Origin of the sequence: Agrobacterium genomosp. 2 str. CFBP 5494 (assembly GCF_900013495.1) — a bacterium.
Taxonomy (GTDB): Bacteria; Pseudomonadota; Alphaproteobacteria; order Rhizobiales; family Rhizobiaceae; genus Agrobacterium; species Agrobacterium pusense.
Genome location: NZ_LT009720.1, coordinates 247,915 through 268,504 on the forward strand (window position 1 = coordinate 247,915; position 20,590 = coordinate 268,504).

20 protein-coding genes and 1 pseudogene are annotated in these 20,590 nt (G+C 58.4%); 8 read left to right on the forward strand and 13 right to left on the reverse strand.

Features of this window, described 5'->3' with window-relative positions; all coding sequences use genetic code 11:
• Window positions 1-935 (forward strand): transposase (locus AGR2A_RS25655; RefSeq protein ID WP_080823516.1); only part of this gene is annotated, 935 nt, incomplete at its 5' end.
• A 922-nt stretch (window positions 936-1,857) separates the two neighbouring features.
• Window positions 1,858-2,751, forward strand: coding sequence for an IS481 family transposase (locus AGR2A_RS25675; RefSeq protein WP_107328055.1), 894 nt, complete (start codon window positions 1,858-1,860; stop codon window positions 2,749-2,751).
• A gap of 175 nt (window positions 2,752-2,926) precedes the next feature.
• On the opposite strand, the gene AGR2A_RS25680 is transcribed toward AGR2A_RS25675, so the two are convergent.
• The 6 genes and pseudogenes from AGR2A_RS25680 to AGR2A_RS25705 form a co-directional block, all read right to left on the reverse strand.
• Window positions 2,927-3,346 (reverse strand): autoinducer binding domain-containing protein, encoded by a 420-nt coding sequence (locus tag AGR2A_RS25680; RefSeq protein ID WP_234825394.1) that lies wholly within the window; start codon window positions 3,344-3,346, stop codon window positions 2,927-2,929.
• Window positions 3,347-3,392: 46 nt separating this feature from the next.
• Window positions 3,393-4,739: pseudogene (locus AGR2A_RS25685) on the reverse strand (ISL3 family transposase); the annotation flags it as partial.
• A 26-nt stretch (window positions 4,740-4,765) separates the two neighbouring features.
• A complete protein-coding gene (locus AGR2A_RS25690; protein WP_080823519.1) occupies window positions 4,766-5,746 on the reverse strand; it encodes a L,D-transpeptidase family protein in 981 nt (326 codons plus the stop codon).
• A 109-nt stretch (window positions 5,747-5,855) separates the two neighbouring features.
• Window positions 5,856-6,767, reverse strand: coding sequence for a PhnA-like protein (locus AGR2A_RS25695; RefSeq protein ID WP_080823520.1), 912 nt, complete (start codon window positions 6,765-6,767; stop codon window positions 5,856-5,858).
• 141 nt (window positions 6,768-6,908) lie between these two features.
• Entirely contained in the window at window positions 6,909-7,763 is an 855-nt protein-coding gene (locus AGR2A_RS25700) for a YsnF/AvaK domain-containing protein (RefSeq protein WP_080823521.1), read from the reverse strand.
• A gap of 32 nt (window positions 7,764-7,795) precedes the next feature.
• Complete coding sequence (locus AGR2A_RS25705) at window positions 7,796-8,167, reverse strand: YsnF/AvaK domain-containing protein (protein WP_080823586.1); 372 nt, start codon at window positions 8,165-8,167, stop codon at window positions 7,796-7,798.
• A 55-nt stretch (window positions 8,168-8,222) separates the two neighbouring features.
• Between AGR2A_RS25705 and AGR2A_RS25710 the strand changes: the two genes are divergently transcribed.
• Window positions 8,223-8,717 (forward strand): response regulator, encoded by a 495-nt coding sequence (locus AGR2A_RS25710; protein WP_107328122.1) that lies wholly within the window; start codon window positions 8,223-8,225, stop codon window positions 8,715-8,717.
• 24 nt (window positions 8,718-8,741) lie between these two features.
• Here the strand turns inward: AGR2A_RS25710 and AGR2A_RS25715 are convergent, their stop codons facing one another.
• Together AGR2A_RS25715 and AGR2A_RS30215 are read right to left on the reverse strand one after the other, a co-directional pair.
• Complete coding sequence (locus tag AGR2A_RS25715) at window positions 8,742-8,984, reverse strand: hypothetical protein (protein WP_080823522.1); 243 nt, start codon at window positions 8,982-8,984, stop codon at window positions 8,742-8,744.
• 180 nt (window positions 8,985-9,164) lie between these two features.
• On the reverse strand, window positions 9,165-9,293 hold the full coding sequence (locus AGR2A_RS30215; RefSeq protein WP_259030689.1) for a hypothetical protein: 129 nt from the start codon (window positions 9,291-9,293) through the stop codon (window positions 9,165-9,167).
• Window positions 9,294-9,488: 195 nt separating this feature from the next.
• Between AGR2A_RS30215 and AGR2A_RS25720 the strand changes: the two genes are divergently transcribed.
• The 3 genes from AGR2A_RS25720 to AGR2A_RS25730 are packed head-to-tail and all read left to right on the forward strand — an operon-like array spanning window position 9,489 to window position 11,623.
• Entirely contained in the window at window positions 9,489-9,815 is a 327-nt protein-coding gene (locus tag AGR2A_RS25720; RefSeq protein ID WP_080823523.1) for a hypothetical protein, read from the forward strand.
• Between the two features lie 14 nt (window positions 9,816-9,829).
• Complete coding sequence (locus AGR2A_RS25725) at window positions 9,830-11,137, forward strand: Nramp family divalent metal transporter (protein ID WP_080823524.1); 1,308 nt, start codon at window positions 9,830-9,832, stop codon at window positions 11,135-11,137.
• 54 nt (window positions 11,138-11,191) lie between these two features.
• The gene (locus tag AGR2A_RS25730) at window positions 11,192-11,623 is read left to right on the forward strand and encodes a response regulator (protein WP_234797445.1); all 432 of its coding nucleotides are present in this window, start codon (window positions 11,192-11,194) and stop codon (window positions 11,621-11,623) included.
• A gap of 26 nt (window positions 11,624-11,649) precedes the next feature.
• Here AGR2A_RS25730 and AGR2A_RS25735 read toward each other — a convergent pair whose 3' ends face one another.
• From AGR2A_RS25735 to AGR2A_RS30220, 5 genes are all read right to left on the reverse strand, one after another.
• On the reverse strand, window positions 11,650-13,203 hold the full coding sequence (locus AGR2A_RS25735; RefSeq protein ID WP_072495252.1) for a response regulator: 1,554 nt from the start codon (window positions 13,201-13,203) through the stop codon (window positions 11,650-11,652).
• A complete protein-coding gene (locus AGR2A_RS25740) occupies window positions 13,200-13,772 on the reverse strand; it encodes a chemotaxis protein CheB (RefSeq protein ID WP_052821349.1) in 573 nt (190 codons plus the stop codon). Before AGR2A_RS25740 ends, AGR2A_RS25735 begins: the two co-directional genes overlap by 4 nt.
• Entirely contained in the window at window positions 13,769-14,602 is an 834-nt protein-coding gene (locus tag AGR2A_RS25745; protein WP_072495254.1) for a CheR family methyltransferase, read from the reverse strand. Before AGR2A_RS25745 ends, AGR2A_RS25740 begins: the two co-directional genes overlap by 4 nt.
• Window positions 14,599-18,033, reverse strand: coding sequence for a response regulator (locus AGR2A_RS25750; protein ID WP_072495255.1), 3,435 nt, complete (start codon window positions 18,031-18,033; stop codon window positions 14,599-14,601). The genes AGR2A_RS25745 and AGR2A_RS25750 overlap by 4 nt, the downstream gene beginning before the upstream one ends.
• Window positions 18,034-18,372: 339 nt before the next feature.
• Window positions 18,373-18,774: a hypothetical protein gene (locus AGR2A_RS30220; RefSeq protein ID WP_225246563.1), complete on the reverse strand. Its 402-nt coding sequence runs from the start codon at window positions 18,772-18,774 to the stop codon at window positions 18,373-18,375.
• 102 nt (window positions 18,775-18,876) lie between these two features.
• Between AGR2A_RS30220 and AGR2A_RS25760 the strand changes: the two genes are divergently transcribed.
• Window positions 18,877-19,230, forward strand: coding sequence for a DUF1236 domain-containing protein (locus tag AGR2A_RS25760; RefSeq protein WP_080823525.1), 354 nt, complete (start codon window positions 18,877-18,879; stop codon window positions 19,228-19,230).
• A gap of 299 nt (window positions 19,231-19,529) precedes the next feature.
• Window positions 19,530-20,537 carry a sensor histidine kinase gene (locus AGR2A_RS25765; protein WP_072528631.1) on the forward strand — a complete coding sequence of 336 codons (1,008 nt, stop codon included), beginning with the start codon at window positions 19,530-19,532 and terminating at the stop codon, window positions 20,535-20,537.
• Window positions 20,538-20,590 lie beyond the last annotated feature (53 nt).

Sequence of the window (20,590 nt, forward strand, 5' to 3'; positions counted from 1 at the left end):
TCGTCGCAAGAGACCGCGGCGGCGGATATGCACAGGCCGCTGCGCAAGCCCTGCCACATGCCGAACAGGTCGCCGACCGCTGGCATCTCATGGAAAACGCTAGCCACGCCTTTCTTGACGCCGTTCGCAAGTCGATGCGGCAGGTGCGCATGGCAGTTGGAACAGCAACCGTAAACCCTAAGCTTCTGACTGCCGCCGAGCGTTTGCAATATGAGGGCTATCTCCGGCGTGAAGAGACAAACTCTGTCATTCGTGGGCTCGTCGGCGATGGCGTGTCCATCAAGGAAATCGTGCGCAGAACAGGACATAGTCGTAAGCTCGTTCGCAGTGTCATCTGTGGTCAAAGGACCGACATCTTCCGAGTCCGGCAAACTTCGCTCGAACCACACCTCCCGTGGCTCGAAGCGCAATGGGATGCCGGATTACGAAACGGCGCTGAACTTTGGCGGCAGCTTCGGCTGGCTGGTTTTGGCGGCGGTCTCCGCGTCGTCACGGAATGGGCAACACGACGAAGAAGGGGCGAAAAGGCCGAGAACGGGCTTGGCCACGCGCCGGCAGCACGCACCATCGTGCGCCTAATGACCCTTGAGCGCAACAATTTGACCAAGGCGCAAACGATGACGGTCGCTGCGATTGAGGAGCAGCTACCAGACCTTGTCGAGGCAAGAGATGTTGTGGAGAGCTTCCACGAAATGCTGCGGCGCAAGTCTAAAGATGATCTGGACACATGGATCAACCGCGCCGCAGCAAGCTTAATCTCGCCATTCGCGAACGGCGTTATCCGCGACAGAGCAGCGGTTCAAAATGCAATCACTTCAATTTGGTCGAACGGCCAGACAGAGGGCCAGATCACCAAGCTGAAACTCATCAAGCGCCAGATGTACGGGCGCGGGAAACTCGATTTGCTTGAGGCACGTATCGTCGGAGCACCCTGATGTCATCGAAATTGCGTCAGACCCCTTATTCCATGCCTTAATCACAACCGGGAGGGTATCGCCCGATCTAGTCAAACAGATCACCCCGCTCGGGTGGCGACACATCAGGCTCAGTGGCGATTACATTTGGACCTCGACGGAAAGCCTCGATCTCAGGCCGCTACGGCGCGAAACATCCATCCTCGCAGCGTGATCACCATACGTTCTCAAAAGTCGGACAGATTCAACACTTTCGTGTCGTGACGCCGCTTTGGCCTGGTGGTTCAAGCGGCCTTGTCTGATGGTGTCTTTGCATGAGACCTGCTCCGGCGGTTTCTTTTTGGCCGTTAACCCATCATTAACCGCAGTGCCACACTATGAGCGTGCGCGGGACCAGAAGACCGCGCTCCAACGTATGGTAGTGCATCGTGAGGGAACCCGCCGAGAATGGTGGGTTCCTTTGCTTGAAGCGAAGTAAAGTGGCAAGACCATGGCGCCCGAAGAGTTTCGCCGTTGCCTGTGCAATCTCCAGTGGTCACTTCCAGACTTGGCAGAAGTACTCCAATGCGATCTGTCAGTCGTGGAGGCAATGAGCCGAGGTAAAGCAAATGTCCCGCCGCTGCTGGCTATCTGGCTCAGGCTACTCTCAAAAAACACACTGGGGCTGGTGCAGACATACACTTACAACTAGGCCTTGGTGAAGGGCCAGTGAGGTAACGAAAAAATCCAGCTTCGCTCACGTTCGCGCCTTTACAACGACGAACGTAACAAAAAGTTGACTGACCAATGCCACGCTCAGTGCTTACTTGAATCAAAATAAATAAACAGGGATATGTGGAGAGCCGTATGACGGTGCACACCAGCCAAACGTTCATAGTATGTAGAAAAGTAGGGACCTTCGAGACATCCTTGTTTTTGACTTTCGATCACAAGGATAATCGCGATGATGACATTCCGACGGGAAGTTTCACATAAGCTGCGCGTTCTTCAACATGTCGAGCGTCACGGTGACGTATCGCAAACCTGCCGCTATTTCGGTATTGGCAGAGCCAGTTTCTATGGATGGAAATCGGCTTTCGAGCGCTATGGCGAGGCCGGGCTGGAGAACAGATCCTGCGCACCCAAAAATCCAGCCAACCAGAAGCCTGCAGAAGTCATCGAGAAAGTCTTGCATTTGCGCACCAGATATCATCTCGGTCCGATGCGCATTTCTTGGTATATGAGCAGGTACCATGCCGTCACCATCTCCGATGCCTGCATCTATCGAATCCTGAAACGAAATGGCCTCAGTCGGCTTCCCGGCGGTACGCGTGTTAGGAAAATCCATACCCAGAGATACGAGCAGCGGGTGCCGGGGCATCAGATACAGGTCGACGTAAAATTCCTGAAATTCGAAGGCGTTGACGGCAAGGTCGTCAAGCGCTTCCAATACACGGCAATCGACGATGCCACCCGCATCCGGGCCTTGAAGGTCTATGATCGCCACACCCAGGCCAACGCCATAGACTTCATCGACACCGTAATCGCCAAATTCCCGTTCCGCATTCGCGAAGTGCGCACCGATAATGGGCACGAGTTCCAGGCCAAATTCCACTGGCACGTCGAAGACCAGGGCATCCGGCACGCCTATATCAAGCCAGCGTCGCCCCAACTAAATGGAAAAGTCGAACGGTCACACCGCACTGATGATCAAGAGTTCTACCAGCTTTTGTCATATACAGACGACACCGACCTCGTTCAAAAGCTCAGCGAATGGGAGAGGTTCTACAACCTTGCAAGGCCGCATGGCGCTTTCAATGGAAAGGCACCTTACGAAATCCTCCGAGAACGCCTATAATCCAAACAAGGATGTCTCATCGCCCTTCAGAAGATTACACTGGTCAAACCGAGACTTGCCTGAGACAGACACGCCATCTCGCCTTTGGAGAGGCGCAAGTGTTCGGCTGCGAACTTTTCCATCAGCGGCTTCGTGACGACGGTGTGGATCGTTTCAGCAACCAGCGAGAGGAAGGTCAGTTCCTCGTCATCGAACGGCGTGGCCTGGTAACGCCAACCGCTCCGTATGTGACGCTCTCGCGCGCGATTGGGAAAAGAGTCCTATTGTGTACGCCGAATGTGCGCTGAAGATACAGCAAGCGCTGTGGCGGCGAGTGCTCGGCATAGACCTCGTGCTCGACCACCACCGATTTCGCCGCTTTGGCGGCCGCAACAAAAGGGTCCTCGGCGTATAAGCGGTCAGCGTGATAGGCTTCCACGTAACCAGGGGGAAGGTCCGTGTCGATCGAGAAGCCGTTTCCGAAGCGGTAGTGGTCGACGTAAAGACCAGAGATGAAGATGTAGTCAAACGGGACGGCACGGCGCAGTCTTTCGATAATGTCGTTCTTCCCGAAAAAGCGGTGATTGGGGAACAGAACGCAGGTCGATATTGTCAATCGGCATCGAAACGGGGCTCTGACGCAGTTTTGGTGGTGATGGATTTTATCCCGCGCCGATGACGCGGGCTTGGAGGAGATCAATTTTTCCGCGGCCGTACATCTGGCGTTTCACAAGTTTGAGCTTGGTGATCTGCTCCTCCGTCTGGCCGTTGGACCATGGTGAAGAGATCGCTGCGCTGACGGCTGCTCGGTCTCTGACGACACCGTTGGCGAAGGAGGCGACCAAGCCCGATCGAGCGCGTTCCAACCACGGATCGAGATCAGCGAGAGATTTCTTGCGGATCATGGCCTGGAAGGCGGCGATGACTTCCCGCGCCTCAACCAGCAGCGGCACGCCACCCTCAATCGCCGCAACCGTCACGGTCTCAGATTTGGAAAGGTCGTCGCGGCCGATGGTCATGAGACGTGCAATGGTCCTGGCCGAAGGCGCTCGGCTCAACGCGCCCGCATCGACCTTCTCTGCTTTTCGACGGCGTGTGGCCCACTCGGTGACAACTCGAAGACAGCCGCGGAACCCGTGGCTCTTGAGTTGCCGCCATAGCTCCGTTCCATTCCGGTGTCCGGCCGTCCATTGAGCGTCAAGCCAGGGCAGGTAGAGTTCAAGCGAGTTCTCACGGACGCGGAAGACATCCGAACGTTGACCACGCAGTACGCGTCGGACAAGGCCGCGACTGTATCCGGTCCGGCGCACGATCTCCTTGATTGTTGCTCCGGACTTGGCCATGTCGAGAATTGCGGCGTTGGTGTCTTCCCGTCGAAGATATCCCTCGTACTGGATCCTCTCGGCGGCCGTCAGCAGTTCGGGGTTGATCGTGGCCGCTCCGATCGCAGTTCGGATCTGGCGCATCGATTTGCGCACCGCATCGAGGAATGCCCGGCTGGCGTTCTCCATTAAGTGCCAGCGGTCAGCGACCTGGGTGGCGTGTTGCAACGCCTTGGCTGCAGCCGTCGCGTAACCACCGCCGAGGTCGCGAGCGACGATGCTGATCTGAGGTTGGTCCGAGAGCCAGGCCTGGGCCGTCGACGGCTCCCGATCCGGCAGGAGAGCAATGGTTTTGCGCCGTTCCAGATCGCAGATGATGGTCCCATAGCGTTGATTTCGTCGCCACGCCCAGTCGTCGATACCGATCACGGTGGGTGGGACAAAGCGCGGACTGCCGCGTCGCCGCACGACGCGCAGCAGCGTATCGTTGCTGACCGGCAACATCAGCCTTTTGGCAAAGGTGGCCGCTGGCCTGCCACCCAGTGCAAGTCCGAGATGATGGACGATGTGGTCGAGCCTGGCGGTTCGCCGCGCCGAAGGCGCGAAGCAACCCTTTCGGGACATCGAGCGAACCAGTCTTGCTTCGCTGATACGGGTTAACCAGCCGGGCCATCGATAATGGGCTCCGCTCTTCTAATGGCGGTGAGCTGGACCTACTCGATAAATTCGACCATGACGCCCGGCTTGACCATGCCGGCCAGTTCCTCGACGTCCCAGTTGGCCAGCCGAACACATCCATGCGATCCAACCTTGCCTATCAGTTCCGATTCAGGCGTGCCGTGTATGCCGTAGGTCGGCTCCGTCAGGTCGATCCACACGGTACCCACAGGACCGTTCGGCCCGCTCGGCAGCTCAAGGATTTTCTTGTTGTTGCCCTGCTGAAAATTGATCTTCGGGTTGTATGTGTATGTCGGCATCCGCGAGACGCCCTTGACTTTGTGCGTGCCGGTCGGTGAGGGCGAATCCTCACTGCCTATGGTCGCCGGATAAACCGCCAGCAGTGAGCCGTCTTCGGCAAAAGCGAAAACCTGCGCCAGTTTGCGATGAACCTCGATCCGCTTGACCGATCCGGTCCTGGCAGCGCCGGGAATGGCGACAGCGATCGTTTCGCCCGGCTTGAAGGCCGCCGTCGGATTGAGGGCCTTGATCAGCGCGATATGCATGTGGAACCGCTCGGCCAGCTTCTCCGCAATGCTGGTGTAGCCGAGATGCTCCATCCTGGCCTGTTCGGCATAGTCTTTCGGAATGCTCTCGACGATATCCTTGCTGTCTTCCTGAATGATGGCATAGGCCTGGATGGCCGGGGCATCATCGGTCAAGCGGCCCAATACGTCGGGATCGAGCTTCCCATCCACTGGCAGACGTTGAAGCGCCTCGAAGCCGGCGATCGCTTTCGTCAGGTTGTCGCCGAAATACCCGTCGATGACGCCCGGCGAAGAACCAGCCCGGTCGAGCAGGACCTGCAGGTGCACGATGACTGGATCAGGCTCAGTCTGTTTTTCCGCCGGCGCCTCGATCGGAAGGGAAGCGATCGCCGACGTATTGACGGCTTGTGCATCGATCGGCGCTGCCAAAGCCTGAGAACAGAGCGTCAGGGCGGCGGTCAGTGAAAGGTACCGAAGGGCATTTTGCATGAGGCTACCGATAAATTGAGGAGAGCCTCTCCATCGGTGGATGGAGAGGCTTCATTGGATAAAGGTCACAAAAGGAAGAAGGCCGTCGTTTCCGGCGCCCTTGATCTTGTTAAAGGGTGTGGCGAGTGGTGGTTTCTGCCAGCAGCAGAGCCTTCTTGGTGCCGAAGGAGCCACCGAACCAGGCTGCGACGGCGCCGAGCAGGAGGGCGAAGAAGCCAAGGATCGCGCCGGCTGACACTGCCTTGGTGGCCGTCTGGGCGGCATCGAGCGCCTGCTGCTTTGCGGCAGCGATGTTATCGCGGTAGGTCTTCTCGTACTGCTCGACCTGGGTGCGAGCCTGATCGACCGGGATGTTCTGCGCCTTGGCGATCGCATCAGCGGCGCGATTGCGGGCATCTTCGGCCTTTGCCTGATCACCGGTCACCGCGGCCTGGACCGCCGAAACGGCTGCATCACGCAGGGCTGCCGGATCGTTGCCGCCAGACGCGTCACGGATCTGTTGCTCGATCCCGGCCATCGGGTTTGCAGAAGTCGCAAGGGCAGGGGCTGCCGACGTGGCAGCGGTCGCGGCCGTCTGGCCGACACCGCCGACAATGCTCGACAGACCGCTGAACGCGCCGCCGATGAGGGCACCGACCGACGTGGTCAGCAGGTAGAGGATGACAAGAGTGGTGACAGCCCAGGTGGTTACGCCCTGATACCCGCCGGTCGAGCGGCTCGGACGTCCGGAAAGGCGGCTGGCGGCATAACCGCCGACGAAGGAAGCAATGATACCGGCCACAACGAACCACGCGCCACCGGCAATGGAGAAGGTGCTCGCATTCGGGTTGTCGTAGGTTGCCGGATCGATCACGGCGGCGCCAATGCCCACGCCTAGAAGATTGAGGAGAAACTGGACGGCAAGTGCCAGAACGACGCCGGCGAAGATCGCACCCCATGACACCTTATGCAAAGTGGCCGTAAGGGAGGGGTCGACATAGGCCGCTTCGCGCGACACGTGGACGGAGACAGGTTCGGTCATGGTGCATCCTCTTGATCACGGGAACGTGAGTGCCACACTAACGCGGCAATTGCCTTTCGGTTCCCGTACCACAAGAAACAAAAAAGACCGGCGATGGGATCGCCGGTCTCTGCTGCAGTTACATCAAACGAAGAGCCTTGATTAGTCCTTGCGGACGGCGCGGTCGGACCGCTCGTCTTCGACTTCCACCTCGGTACGGCGGACGCTAGCGTTGATGGTCTCCTCGCGCTGCTCGGCGGTCTTGCGCAGCGCGATCTCTTCGACAACGCGCGCATCCTTCGAGACGACAGCCTCTTCATGGTGCTCTTCTGCCTCGATCGTGCGGTCGACGAACGCGTTTTCCGTTCCCGATACAGGGCGGTCGACCGTGCGACGCTCGATGCTGACGTTCTCGTCGCGCAGCGATACCTGTTCGCTGACAGGATTTTCGACCACGTAGGAACGGACACGGACGCGGCCATGGTTGAGGTCGCGCTTGCCGACACGAAGCTCTTCCTCGACCACCGGGATAACCTCTTCACGGCCGGCATCCAGGGCTGCCGTTCCGGTTGCGCCGGCACGATTGGCGGAGGCGCCATACGACCTCACGGTCTCCTGCTGGTTCCAGCCTTCCGAGCGCCAGCTCTCAGCGCGCTGATCGAGATCGATGCTGCCCTCGTCATCGAGGATATCGATAACCTTGTCATAAGAGGCGGCGGTGACGTTGCTGACAGTTACTAGATAACCACCGCGGCGAAGGCCTTCGGAATACACGGCGCGATCCTCGTCGGGAAAGAAGAAGTCTTCCAGCTTCTCCCAGAAGCCCTTGTGCTCGGAGGCAACCTCAGTCGAGGTAGTAGACTCCTTGCCGGCGACGACGCGAATGCCGTCGCGGGCAATCCCGGCTTCGGCAAGGCGTTCGACGGCGGCATCCGCATCGCTGCGGTTTTCGAAGAAGGCCGTCACCGTGTTAGACGAAGAGGCGCCGTGGGACGATGTGGTTTCGCTATAGGTCATGAGTTTCTCCTTTTCTCGGATTAATAATTGGCTTAGGGGTCGTCGCGCTCGATCGTGGCACGTTGCTTGCGCAGTTCGACCGGAATGGTAACGTCCTCGGTGGTGGCGACGCGGCGGATGTGGATCTCTTCGACCAGCATCAGACGCTTCTCGACAACGAGAACCTCCTCCATCACAGGCACGATGGTCACGTCACCGTCCGTGCGAACGGCCGGCGCTTCTGACACTTCACGTCCGATTGCCACACGCGTCACCTCGACATTCTCGCTGTCGAGGCGCGCCTCCGCTGCTTCTGTAACAAACTCGGTTTTGGTGCTGACGCGGACGCTGCCGTCGCGCACGGCGCGCTTGTCGATGACAAGCTGTTCTTCGATCAGCGAGAGTTTCTCGTCAGGCTTGGTCATCCGCATTCCAGATTGTTGCGACCAGCATTGAACGAGCGGAATCCAACTTTGTTCCTTGGAAAAGGTCGCACGTCACCAGCTGCGCAAAAATCGCCCAAGGCCGGAACAAAGTATTGACGCAGTGATTTTGCCGCTCACGAAGAAAGGTTGGATAAGCATGATGAATATCCTGATCGTCGAAGACCAATGGCTGTTATCGAGCGCGGTCGAAGAGGCAGTGTTGTCGCTTGGGCATGAGGCCATCGGGACGGCAACCACGGCAAAGGAAGCGTACGAGCTTGCCGACAAGGCAGAAGTTGCATTTGTCGATGTCAATCTCATCGATGGTGCGACCGGACCGGAAATCGGCCGACGCCTGGCGGCAGACGGCGTCACCGTCGTCTTCATGACCGGCAACCCGGAACAGCTTGGCTCAGGCGTCGATGGCGCCCTCGGGGTGATCTCAAAGCCGGTGATGGACCTTGAATTGGTCGAGGCGATCCAGTTCGCAACGGATCGTCACGCCGGGCGGGACTGTATCGCTCCAAAGCGGTTTATTGCGTTTCATTGACGACGACTACTCGGCGAGACCGTTCTATTCGTCGAGCTCGTTTCGTGTGACGCTCGCCAACTCGTGGAGCCCCTCGGCGCGGCCTGGCTCCTCGTCAGCGGCCAGAATAACCGTGTAGAAGGCGGCCCGAGATATTTCTTTTTTGGACGCAGCAGCGTGTTTCTTTCTGACCGCGTCTACGAGATCCTTCGGTCGCATTCCCGGGAGAGCGAGTTCGGCGATCGTCCGCGCGATATCCTCAATGTCTGATGCCAGTTCTCTTGCCATCACCTTCTCCATTCGAAGATGAGATAGCGAAGGGAGATGACAGCGCGATGTCAGAACGCGTCTGGTCCGCTCAAAGTCGGATTTGCATTCTCAGGCGCGTTTCCGGATGCGTCAGGTCAGGCCTTGCCCCAACGATACGTTTCGCCGCTCAAGCGAGAGTGTGTAGGCGGGTAAATTCCGTCAACTTCCCGACTGAAGCCGCATCTTGCGCAAGCGCTCGGTCTTCAGCCGCCGCTCCTCCGCCTCCGCCTTGATTGACGCCATGGCGCTGTCATGCGTTGCGTCGAAGCGTTGCTTCCTGTCCGCCAAGGAGCTCTTCTCGCGGTTTCGTTTTTGTGGAATGTCGTCATCTTTCCATCACGATGAACTAATGCTCAGCAAAACAGCGACAAGTAGAGGGGGACGTCAACAAGAAGAATGTACGACAGGGTACGGTGCTGATGCACCATCGGAACTTATCGTTTCGGGATGACGTTATCTGGCACCTCATCCTGGAGAGCCCCGATGGCCGACGATCCCAAATCTTCTTCACCCGCAGTTCAGGCTTACGAGTTGGAGAAGGCACGACAGCGGCAAGAGGAGGACAAGGGCGATCTCGATAAAGGCCTCGAAGATACCTTTCCCGCGTCGGATCCTGTTTCTCACACGATCACCTCCGTCCCGGCAGGCCGCACCGATCCACAAGAGGCTGAGCGCGTCAAAGCCAGTGCTCATGAGAACCAGCAAAGCGACGGTTTTGCAAACAGCGTTCGCGGCTGGATCAAGGAAAACCCGCTCACTGCCGTAGCCCTCACAGCTGCGGTCGCCTGGATCTTTGGCGCGACCCGCTAACCGGGACGACGGATGTGAACACCTCAATTGACGGCCCGCTACCCGCTGCCCCTTCCGGGCATGCCACGTCGCGTCCGACATCAGGCTCGGTTCTGAAGAAGCTTGGCCCTGGCCTAATCACTGGAGCCGCCGACGACGATCCAAGTGGGATCGCAACCTACTCCCAGGCCGGCGCGCAGTTCGGCTTCAACATGCTTTGGACCATGTTGCTGTCTTATCCGCTGATGTCGGCAATCCAGCTTGTCAGCGCCAGAATTGGCCGCGTGACCGGATCGGGGCTGGCGGTCAACATGGGTGCCATCTGGCCGAAATGGCTCGTCACCGGGTTGGTCTGTCTGCTATTCGTTGCCAACTGCATCAATATTGGCGCGAACCTCGCGGCGATGGGTGCGTCGGTCGAGCTCGCCACGGGAATGCCGAGCCTGCCGATCACCATCTTCTTCGCCTTTCTGTCCTTGGGGCTGCAGATGTTCATTCCCTATGAGCGATATGCCAACATCCTGAAGTGGCTGACGCTGGTCCTGTTCGCCTACATTGCCGTCCTGTTCGTGGTGAAGATCGACTGGATGGCGACGTTGAAAGGATTTGTCTGGCCAACCTTCGCCTTGAACAGCGACAGTTTCACCGTGGTCGTTGCGATCCTCGGCACGACAATCAGTCCTTATCTATTCTTCTGGCAGTCGAGTCAGGAGGTCGAGGAGATCGATCGCAAGGAGGAAGCCAAGCCGCTTGAGGAGGCACCGCGACAGGCGCCGAAAGAGCTGAACCGGATCGAGCTTGATACCCTCGCGGGTATGGCGGTTTCCACCATCGTCGCTGTCGCGATCATGATGTGCGCGGCCGCCACGCTTCACGCCAATGGCAAGACGGATATCAACTCGGCCGCAGATGTCGCCGAAGCGCTGAAGCCGATCGCCGGCAATTTTGCCTTTGTCCTGTTCAGCCTCGGCATCGTTGGAACCGGATTGCTGTCGATCCCGGTCCTGGCTGGCTCTGCGGCATATGCCTTCGCCGAAACGCAGGACTGGAAGGCGGGTCTGGATCGCAAACCGTGGGAAGCCGTGGGCTTCTATGGCGTTATCGTGGCGGCGACCCTGTTCGGACTCAGCCTCGAATTCGTGCCGCTCGATCCGGTCAAGGCGCTGTTCTGGAGTGCCGTCATCAACGGCTTTGTCGCCGTGCCGATCATGATCGCGATGATGATGGTCGTCAGCAGCAAAAAGCAGATGAAGGAGTTCACGGCTCCCATCGCCATGAAGATCTGCGGATGGGCGGCGACCGGGGTGATGGGTATTGCCGCGGTCGCAATGCTCATCGCCTGATGCACGAGCTGCCGGAGTAATTGGCATTTTATTAATATTGTCGGCATCTAATACATGCACGCGCTGATCGTTTTGCGCTTTATTGCGTTTCGCTTGCAGAACGAGGATATCGAGATGCCGAACTCAGGTGATACCGTGCTTGTCGTCGAAGACGACGCTCTCATCCGCTGGAACATCGTCGATGCCCTGGAAGAGGCCGGTTTCGAGGTCCTCGAAGCCAGCAATGTCGTTGAAGCCGTAGCGATCCTTGGCGCGGTCCCCCACATCAAGGCGGTGTTCACCGATGTTGACATGCCAGGCCCGAAAGACGGGTTGGATCTCGCGCAGGTGGTGAGTAGCGACCGACCCCACGTCAAAATCCTCGTCGCCTCCGGACACCATCGCCCCGCGAATAACGATCTTCCCGCAGAGAGCCGTTTCTTCGCCAAACCCTATAGCTGCGCGAACGTCATCGCCAGCCTGCACGAGATGCTCTCGGCTGCATAGCAAGTAGCTAACACAACACGCCCCCTTCAGTCTCTGGGCGTTATGCACGAAAGTATCCGCTGAAGATCCGCAAGAGGCACAGGCTTGGTGAGGTGGAAATCGAACCCGGCCTCCTTAGCCAGCTGCTTGTCCTTGTCCTGACCCCAGCCTGTCTGGGCGATGATGGTGGTGTGTTCGAACATGTTGTCTTGCCTCAGCAGGCGGCAAACCTCGTAGCCATCCATGCCGGGTAGGCCGATATCGAGGAGGATCGCATCTGGCCTATAGTCGCGAGCAGCTTCGAGAGCTTCTCGTCCATCGTGGACCGCCTCGAATTCATGGCCGATGTCCTCCAGCAACATCCCCATCGTGTCGGCGATGATCGGGTTGTCATCGATGACGAGGACTTTCAGCCTCTGGGATGGCTTCTCCGTTGGTTTGGCGGACTGTTCCGCAGTTGTGATTTCCTCCGGGGCTGCGGTTAACGGGATCTGGACAGTGAAGACGCTTCCTCGATCAGTCCCCTCGCTTGATGCGCTGACCGAGCCGCCGTGCAGTTCGACCAATTGCTTGACGAGGGCCAGGCCGATACCGAGGCCACCTTGCGAACGCTCTCGATGACCACCGACCTGCGCAAACAGCCGGAAGACGTCGCTCTGCATCTCGGCCGGAATGCCTACTCCATTGTCGCGGATGGTGATGACAGCTTTGCCGCCGTCCGCGGTCACCGACAGTTTGATCGTTCCGCCGGATGGCGTGTATTTTGCTGCGTTGGTCAGCAGGTTGGCGATGACCTGCGACACGCGGGCCGGGTCCGCATCGATCCAAAGATCTGCGGTGGGGATATCGAGCTCGAAGGTGTGTGCTGCGCGATCGATAAGCGGGCGGCTGGCCTCGGCCGCTGAATGAACGACGTCCGCGACCCTGACCTTCTCATGGCGCAGCTCGATCTTTCCTTGGCTGACACGCGAAACATCAAGGAGATCGTCGATCAGCCTAACCAGGTGGTCCAACTGACGGTCCATCATCTCGCGAAGCTCGTAAGCCCTCACATCGTCGGGATCGCGCCGCAGGATATCGAGACCATTGCGAAGCGGTGCAAGTGGGTTGCGAAGCTCATGGGCAAGAGTGGCCAGGAACTCGTCCTTGCGGCGGTCCGCTTCCTTCAGCGCCTCGGCCTGGGTCTGAAGCTGGTCCCGCTGCTGCTCGATGTGTTGGCGCTGACGATAGAGTTCGAAAAAGACCTCTGCCTTATGGCGCAGCACATCGGGCTCGATCGGCTTCTGGATAAAATCCACGGCTCCCGCTTCATATCCCTCGAAGCGGCGGCGCTCGCTCGTGCTGCCGGCGGTAACAAAGATGATCGGGATGCGGCGGGTTCGCTCATTGCCGCGCATCAGTTCGGCAAGCTCAAAACCGTTGAGGCCAGGCATCTGGACGTCTATCAAGGCGAGCGCGACATCATCCTCAAGGAGGATTTCGAGCGCCTGGTCGCCGGAGCGGGCTTTCAGAAGATACAGGTCGTCGCGACGAAGCAGCGCTTCGAGAGACAGGAGGTTTTCTTCGAGATCGTCGACCAGCAAAAATTTGACGGGGTTCATGGCTCAACCTTTTGCAGATAAGTAGCTATCGAAGCAAGTGACAAAATATCGGCTTTCGCAACGGCTTTAATCGCAGCCTCTGGCATGGCGTCCTGAAACGCCGTGTCTGGTTCCTGAACAATTGCGATGCCGCCTGCGTCGGCGATCGCTTTGAGGCCCAAAGCCCCATCCTGGTTGGCGCCGGTCAGAACAATACCAATCAGGCCGGGACCGTAAATGTCTGCAGCCGATTCAAACAGGACATCGATCGACGGACGGGAAAACAGCACGGGCTCATCGGCGGATAGCGCAAGTGACCTGTCTGTTTCGACAAGCAGATGGTAGTCTGGCGGCGCGAAGTAGATAGTCCCTGCTTCGAGCGGAACCTTGTCCTCTGCCTCAACGACATTAAGGGCGCATTTTGCGGCAAAGAGCTCGGCAAGAACGCTGCGTTTGTCCGGAGGTATATGAACCACCACCATGATCGGTAATCCGAAGTCGGCAGGAAGCGCTGGCAGGATAACGGATAGCGCCTCAAGGGCACCAGCCGATGTACCGATCACGACAGCCTCTGGACTGGAGGTGCTCATCGGCCCGCCTTCTGGTAGATCTTCTCTTCGCGAACGACGTCTGTGAACGCATTGGCATGCGCCGAGAACCGAAGGCTTTCCTTCGCGCCGATCCCCAAAAAGCCTTTCCGCGCGAGCGATTCCTTGAACAGGCCGATGGTCCGATCCTGAAGTGGCCGATCGAAGTAAATCATCACATTGCGACAGGAGATCAGATTCATCTCGCCGAAGACCGCGTCTGTCACAAGGCTATGGTCGGAAAAAACGACACGCTCCCTGAGGCTGCGGTCGAATGTCGCCCGGCCATAACCGGTGGTGTAATAATCTGACAAAGACGACTTGCCGCCTGACGCTCGGTGGTTTTGCGTGAAGAGCTGCATGCGATCGAGATCATAGACACCGGCTTCGGCGATCCTCAACGCTTCCTGGTTGATATCGGTGGCATAGAAGATCGTCCTGTCCTCCAGACCCTCCTCGCGGAACAGGATCACAAAGGAATAAAGTTCCTCCCCGCCGCTGCAGCCAGCGATCCAAATCTTAAGCGATGGATAGGTCTTAAGATGCGGCACCACCTTCTCGCGAATGGCGCGAAAGTAGCTCGGATCGCGAAACATCTCGCTCACCTGCACGGTCAGATAGCCAAGCAACCGCGGCAGCATCGCCTCGTCGTGCAAGACGCTTTCCTGGATGGCCGAAATAGTCGGAAACCCCAGTTGCTCACGGGCCTGACGCAGGCGTCGCTTCACCGATGCCATCGCGTAATTGCGGAAGTCATAGTGGTAGCGGACGTAGAGCGCCTCCAGCAGCAGCCGGATCTCGATGTCCTCGATCTTGTCGAATGTCTCGCTCATCGCGGCATCCAGACGCGGACGAGCGATAGCAGCTTTTCGACGTCGAGTGGTTTGGCCATATAATCGTTGGCGCCGGCATCGATGCAGCGCTGCTGATCGTCGGGCATCGCCTTGGCCGTCAGAGTGATGATCGGCAGCTTTTTCCAGTCAGGATTTTTTCGGATCGCCCGCGTTGCTGTCAGGCCATCCATCACCGGCATCATTACATCCATCAGCACCAGATCGATCTTGGACACGTCATCGGCGCTGGATTTCTCCAGGGCGTCGAGCGCCTCCTGGCCATTGCGGGCTATCTGAATGAGCGCGCCACGGGGCTCCAGAATATTCGTGAGGGCGTAGACATTACGCACGTCGTCTTCAACAATGAGGATCCGGCGTCCCTCAAGCAGGGCGTCGCGGTGACGCGCCTTGCGGATCATCTTCTGCTGCTCGTCCGGCAGCTCCGAGACGACCTGGTGCAGGAACAGCGACACCTCGTCCAGCAGCCGCTCCGGCGACTTTGCCCCTTTGATGATGATCGACTTCGAATAGCGACGAAGTTTTTCCTCCTCGTCGGATGCGAGCACGCGACCGGTGTAGACGATCACCGGTGGGAAGGAATGCGTGTCGTCCTGGCTGATGGTTTCAAGCAGCGAGTACCCCGACGCGTCCGGAAGTGAAAGGTCAAGAACCATGCAATCAAATGTCTGGTCCTTCAGCAGTGCCAAGGTTTCCGCTGCTGTCCCGGCGCTGACCGTCTCGACGTCGTGTGACGTGAGAAGCTTGGCGACGGCCTCTCGTTGAACCTCGTTGTCTTCAACGATCAGAACACGGCGCACGCCTTGCGTAAGCTTTGCTTCAAGCTTGTGCAGCACTTCGACCAGTTGCTCGCGCTGCACCGGCTTCAGCATGTAGCCAACAGCCCCGAGCGACAGGGCAGTCTCCGTATAGTCGTCGCCCGAGACGATATGGATCGGAATATGCCGGGTGCGGACATCCCGCTTCAGACGATCGAGGACGGAGAGGCCGGACTGATCGGGTAAGCCAACATCGAGGACGATGGCGCTCGGCATGAACTGCTGCGCGAGGTTAAGGGCGTCCTGGGCGGTGCCTGCTACGAGCGAGCGGAAGCCCATCTCGCGGGCGAGGTCACGCAAGATCGCCGCGAAGGTCTGATCATCTTCGACGACAAGCAGAATTCGTCGCTCGTCCGAGGGCATAGCGCGGTCGTCCTCCACAATCGCTCGCGGCAGTAGCGCCGTCGGTTGACTTGGTGCTGCTGAAGCAGCGGGTGCGAGGGGTACGGCATTGCCGACCGGAGCTCTCGGCGCGACGATGGCAGGATCGTAGGCGAGCGGGAGCGTGACCGTTAAGGTGCTGCCTTTCCCTTCCTGGCTTCTGATATGGATCGTACCACCGAGCAGGCGCACGAGTTCACGGGAAATAGACAGGCCTAATCCCGTGCCGCCAAACTTGCGGCTGATCGTTCCATCCGCTTGATGGAAGGCCTCGAAAATCCGTTTTTGCTGCTCCGGCGCGATGCCGATCCCCGTGTCCGTCACCCCAAAGGCGACCTGGCCGTCGCCCGTTCGGCTCATCGAAAGCGTAACCTTGCCTTTCTCGGTGAACTTGAAAGCGTTAGACAGCAGGTTTTTGAGGATCTGTTCGATCCGCTGCAGATCGGTCTCGATGACTGCGGGGCATTCCGGCGAGATGTCGATCTCGAAACCGAGCGACTTGTTTTTGGCAATTGGTTCGAAGACTTGACGCAGGTTGTTGGATAGACGCTCGACGGAGACGGGTTCGGGCCGGATGTCGACATGGCCCGCCTCGATTTTGGAAAGATCAAGAATGTCGTTGATCAGGTTGAGAAGATCGTTACCTGAAGACTGGATGGTCTGGGCATACTTGACCTGCTCGGCCGTCAGGTTGTCGTCGGGATTGTCCGCCAGCAGTTTCGCCAGGATCAACGACGAGTTCAGCGGCGTGCGCAGCTCATGCGACATGTTGGCCAGGAAGTCGGACTTGTATCGGCTGGCCTGCTCCAGCTCGCGGGCTTTCAGCTGAGTTGAGGCGTTGGAGCGCTCCAAGTCGTCTTTTTGCGATTCCAGCTGTTGCGCCTGCTCCTCAAGCTGAGAGTTCGTCTGCTCCAGTTCGACCTGCTGCTGTTCGAGCCGCGCTTGCGACTCCTTCAAGGCCCGACCCTGTTCCTCGAGTTCTTCGTTCGAGACCCGCAGTTCCTCGCTCTGCACCTGCAGCTCTTCCGATTGTCGCTGGGTTTCCTCCAGAAGGTTCTGCAACTCACTTCGATAGTTCGCCGAACGAATGGCGGTGGCGATCGTGCCGGATGCCTCTTTAAGGAACGCGAGGACGCGTTCATCCACAGGCCGCAGGAAGCCGAGCTCGATCACAGTGTTCACGTTGTTTTCGATCGCCGCCGGGGCAAGAACCAGGTGCCGCGGCTTATCCCGGCCAAGCGCCGAGCCGAACTCCAGATAGTTTTCCGGCACGTCGTTGACGATGACGGGTTTGCCCTCGACCGCCACCTGTCCGAGCAGACCTTCACGGGGCCTGACCAAATCCGGAAGCTTTGCATCGGCGGGGACGCCGTAGGTCGATGAACGCTTGTAGGCATCTGACCCACCCACGAAGATTGCCCCGGCGACGGCCCCGACGTGGTTTGCTAGGTAAGTCAGAATGCTGCCGCCAAGTTGCTCGGTGCGCTGGTCGCCCATCATCGCGGATGCCAGTCCAAGATTACCCGCCTGCAGCCATTCTTCGCGGCGACGGGCGAGGGTAGAACGGCGGATCAAAACGCCGATGGCGATGGTCAGGAGAATGCCGAGGATGCCGGCAAGTACGCCGCTCAAAAGCGCAGTACCATAGGCATCGTTCATTTCCTCGAGGCGCTTTGCCCGCAATACCGCTTCTTCTCGGCTCATCGCCGAGAGCTGTCCGCGCACGGCATCCATAGCCACCTTGCCGCGATCGGAGTTGACGACTGCCAGTGCCGCGTCCAAACCTTGGCTGCGACGAAGATCGATCGTCTGCTTCAACTCCGCCAGCTTGGCATCGACATGCTGCTTGAGTATGGGCAGGCGCCGGACCTGGGCCGGATTATCGCTGGTGAGCTCGCCAATTTCCTGGATCTTGGCCGGGATCGTATCAAGGGCCGTGTTGTACGGATCGAGGTACCGTTCGTTGTTCGTGAGTAGGAAGCCGCGCTGGCCGGTTTCCGCGTCCTGCGTGCTCGACAGCAACTCGTCCAATGTGATGATCACCTCGTGCGAATGGACGATCGCCTCTGTATTCTCCCGCAGCGTCTTCAGGTTGATGTAGGCAAACGCGCCGCTGATCAGGAAGAAAACAATCGCGCCGGCGAGGCTGAGGGCGACGACGGGGTCGAGACCGAGACCACGGCGGGTCAGGTCTTGAGAAGCGGTCTGTGGCATGTGTCTGTTCCTGAACAAGGCGAGGCAAGGTCGTGGCGGAGTATATGGGCGAGCTACTTCTAGCTAGTGCAACAGCCGCCGTCATCAATATTCTGCTATTATTCCTCCGACGGGCTGTTGCCGACAGGCCCATAACAGGCGAACCATCACTTGCTTGTGTGCGGTCGGCTGAAGCCTGCGGACGACCCATGCGCGCCGGCGTTCCTGCCGAAGGCAAATGGCCTCGCGGAAAGAAGATCCGGAAATGGGTATCCAACGCAATGATGCAGAACTTGACCGGTACAAAACGCGTTTCGCACGTTGCGGGAAATCTTGCATGAGCGTCACTCATACAAAAGCCTAGTTCTCGGCGTCCACGTCTGGAGCACGGATGGGAGCTACGAACTCAAAGTCGTGCAGGGAATAATGCTGATCCGAACCAAGCACTGCGACGCTCCAATAGTCGCGTGCGTGCCCGAACACGGTGCTGATCTGGACGACCTCGCATTCGTCGCCTTCCGCATCTTGCGTCTTTCTCCGTGCCCAATAGACGGACAATGGTTCAACCGAGAGCGGATCAATCATGTTTACTCCACGCATGTTTTGATCGATCGGTAGGACGATTCGCAGGCGTTCGTCATGCTCTTCTCCTAATGTAGCGACCGTTCTCCACTCCTCTGTGAGCTGTGTGAGCGGCTCAAAGGATAGCTTGAATCCGGAATTGAGAATGATCGTTTTGCCGGCTTGTTCGATGACCTGCACGCCGTAACTGTTTCAAATTGTTGTATTTCGTGACGTGACGTTGGGAACCAAAAGTCTCGAAAAGGCTTCTTTTGTCGTTGGTAACCGAACAGGAGAAAACCAATGCGTCGAACAATTCTCGCCTCTACTGCGGTAATCGCAGTCCTACTCGGAAGCAGCGCTGGTGCGCTTGCCCAGGATGGAACGGTTAAAGGTGCCGCTGGCGGCGCCGTGACAGGCGCCATTGTTGGGACCGCAATCGATCCACCGCCACAGGAAGTGGTAACCTATGTTCAGGAGCAACCCGCCCCGGCTCCGGTGACCGTGAGCCAGGAGATCGTCGTGGGTAAGCCCGTTCCCGAAACGGTCGTGTTGACGCCTGTTCCGAGCAACGAGCATTACGCATACGCGGTGGTTAATGACCAGCGTGTGATCATTGACCCTCGCACCCATACCGTGGTGCAGGTCGTCCGATAGTCCCGGGCCAATCACCCGTTTCAAACGAGCCGGAAGCTGCCACGCAGCATTCCGGCTTTTTGTTGCAATGAGCCCGCGGCCGTTTATGGCCGGGGTACAGGCTCCCAAGCCTTATGCCTGTCCCATAAGCGGGACGCCAGGAATCAGGAGTTGAATTGTCTTGTCGATGAAGGCGCTTTGCGCTTGTGGCACGCCGACTTGCCTCAATGCGATAAAAAATTGTCTTCGCCGATGACTTGATCTCTGAGACCGGCACCTAAATGTCCCGGCAGCAGCCTCAACAGTGAAACTCATCGGACATGGAAAAACATACCGAAGAACGCCTTGGGGCCATTGTCGAGTCGTCGTTCGACACGATCATCAGCAAGGATCTCTCCGGCACGATCGTCAGCTGGAATAAGGCCGCCGAGCGAATGTTCGGCTACTGCGAGGCGGAAGCTGTTGAACAATCGATCTACTTGATCGTCCCGGACGACAAGCGGGATGAGGAGGCAGAGATCCTTCGCCGCCTGAAAGTCGGCGAGCGACCCGAGACGTTCGAGACCACGCGGCGCCATCGTAACGGGCGACTGGTTCCGATTTCTATCACGATTTCACCGATCAAAAGCCGGGACGGGCAGCTCATGGGGGCGTCGAGCATCGCCCGCGACGTCACGCAGATGCGAGAGAGCGAGCGCCGGCTTCGCCTGCTGATGCGCGAGATCAATCACCGCGACAAAAACCAGTATGCCGTGATACTTGCGGTGATACGCCAAACGGCGGGACGGTCCGGATCGATCGAGGATTTCGAGAAGCGGATCCGCGAACGCATCATGGCGCTCTCCCACTCGCATGATCTCCTCTCCCAGGTCGATTGGGCCGGCGTCAGCCTCGCCGACCTCATCGCGCATCAGCTCAAACCCTTTAAAGATGTCTATCCTGTCCAGGCACCTGGACCGGAGATCGCCCTTGATGCCAATGCCGTAGTCAATATCGGCATGGCGCTCCACGAATTGATCATGAACGCGATGCACTTCGGTTTGACAGAGAGCGAGGGTATATCGGTGAGCTGGAAGCTATCATCGGCTGAGGACGGTAACCCGGTCGAATTCGAGCTGAGTTGGTCCGAACCAGCGCTGCAATACGCTGACCTCTTGGCGCAAGACGAAGGGTTTGGCAGGCTGGTTCTTTGTCGGCTGGTGCCGTCCGCTCTTTCGGGACACGCAGCCTGGAGCCTCGCAGACGGCAGGGTCGTCTGGAGGCTGACGGCACCTCTGTCACGCATCCAGGTTGGCTTGCGCGATCCGTTCTCGGAATGGTCTTGTTAAGCTGTTGCTTGAGAAGGCGTTGACGCCTTGATTTTACCTGTATTAACCTGTGA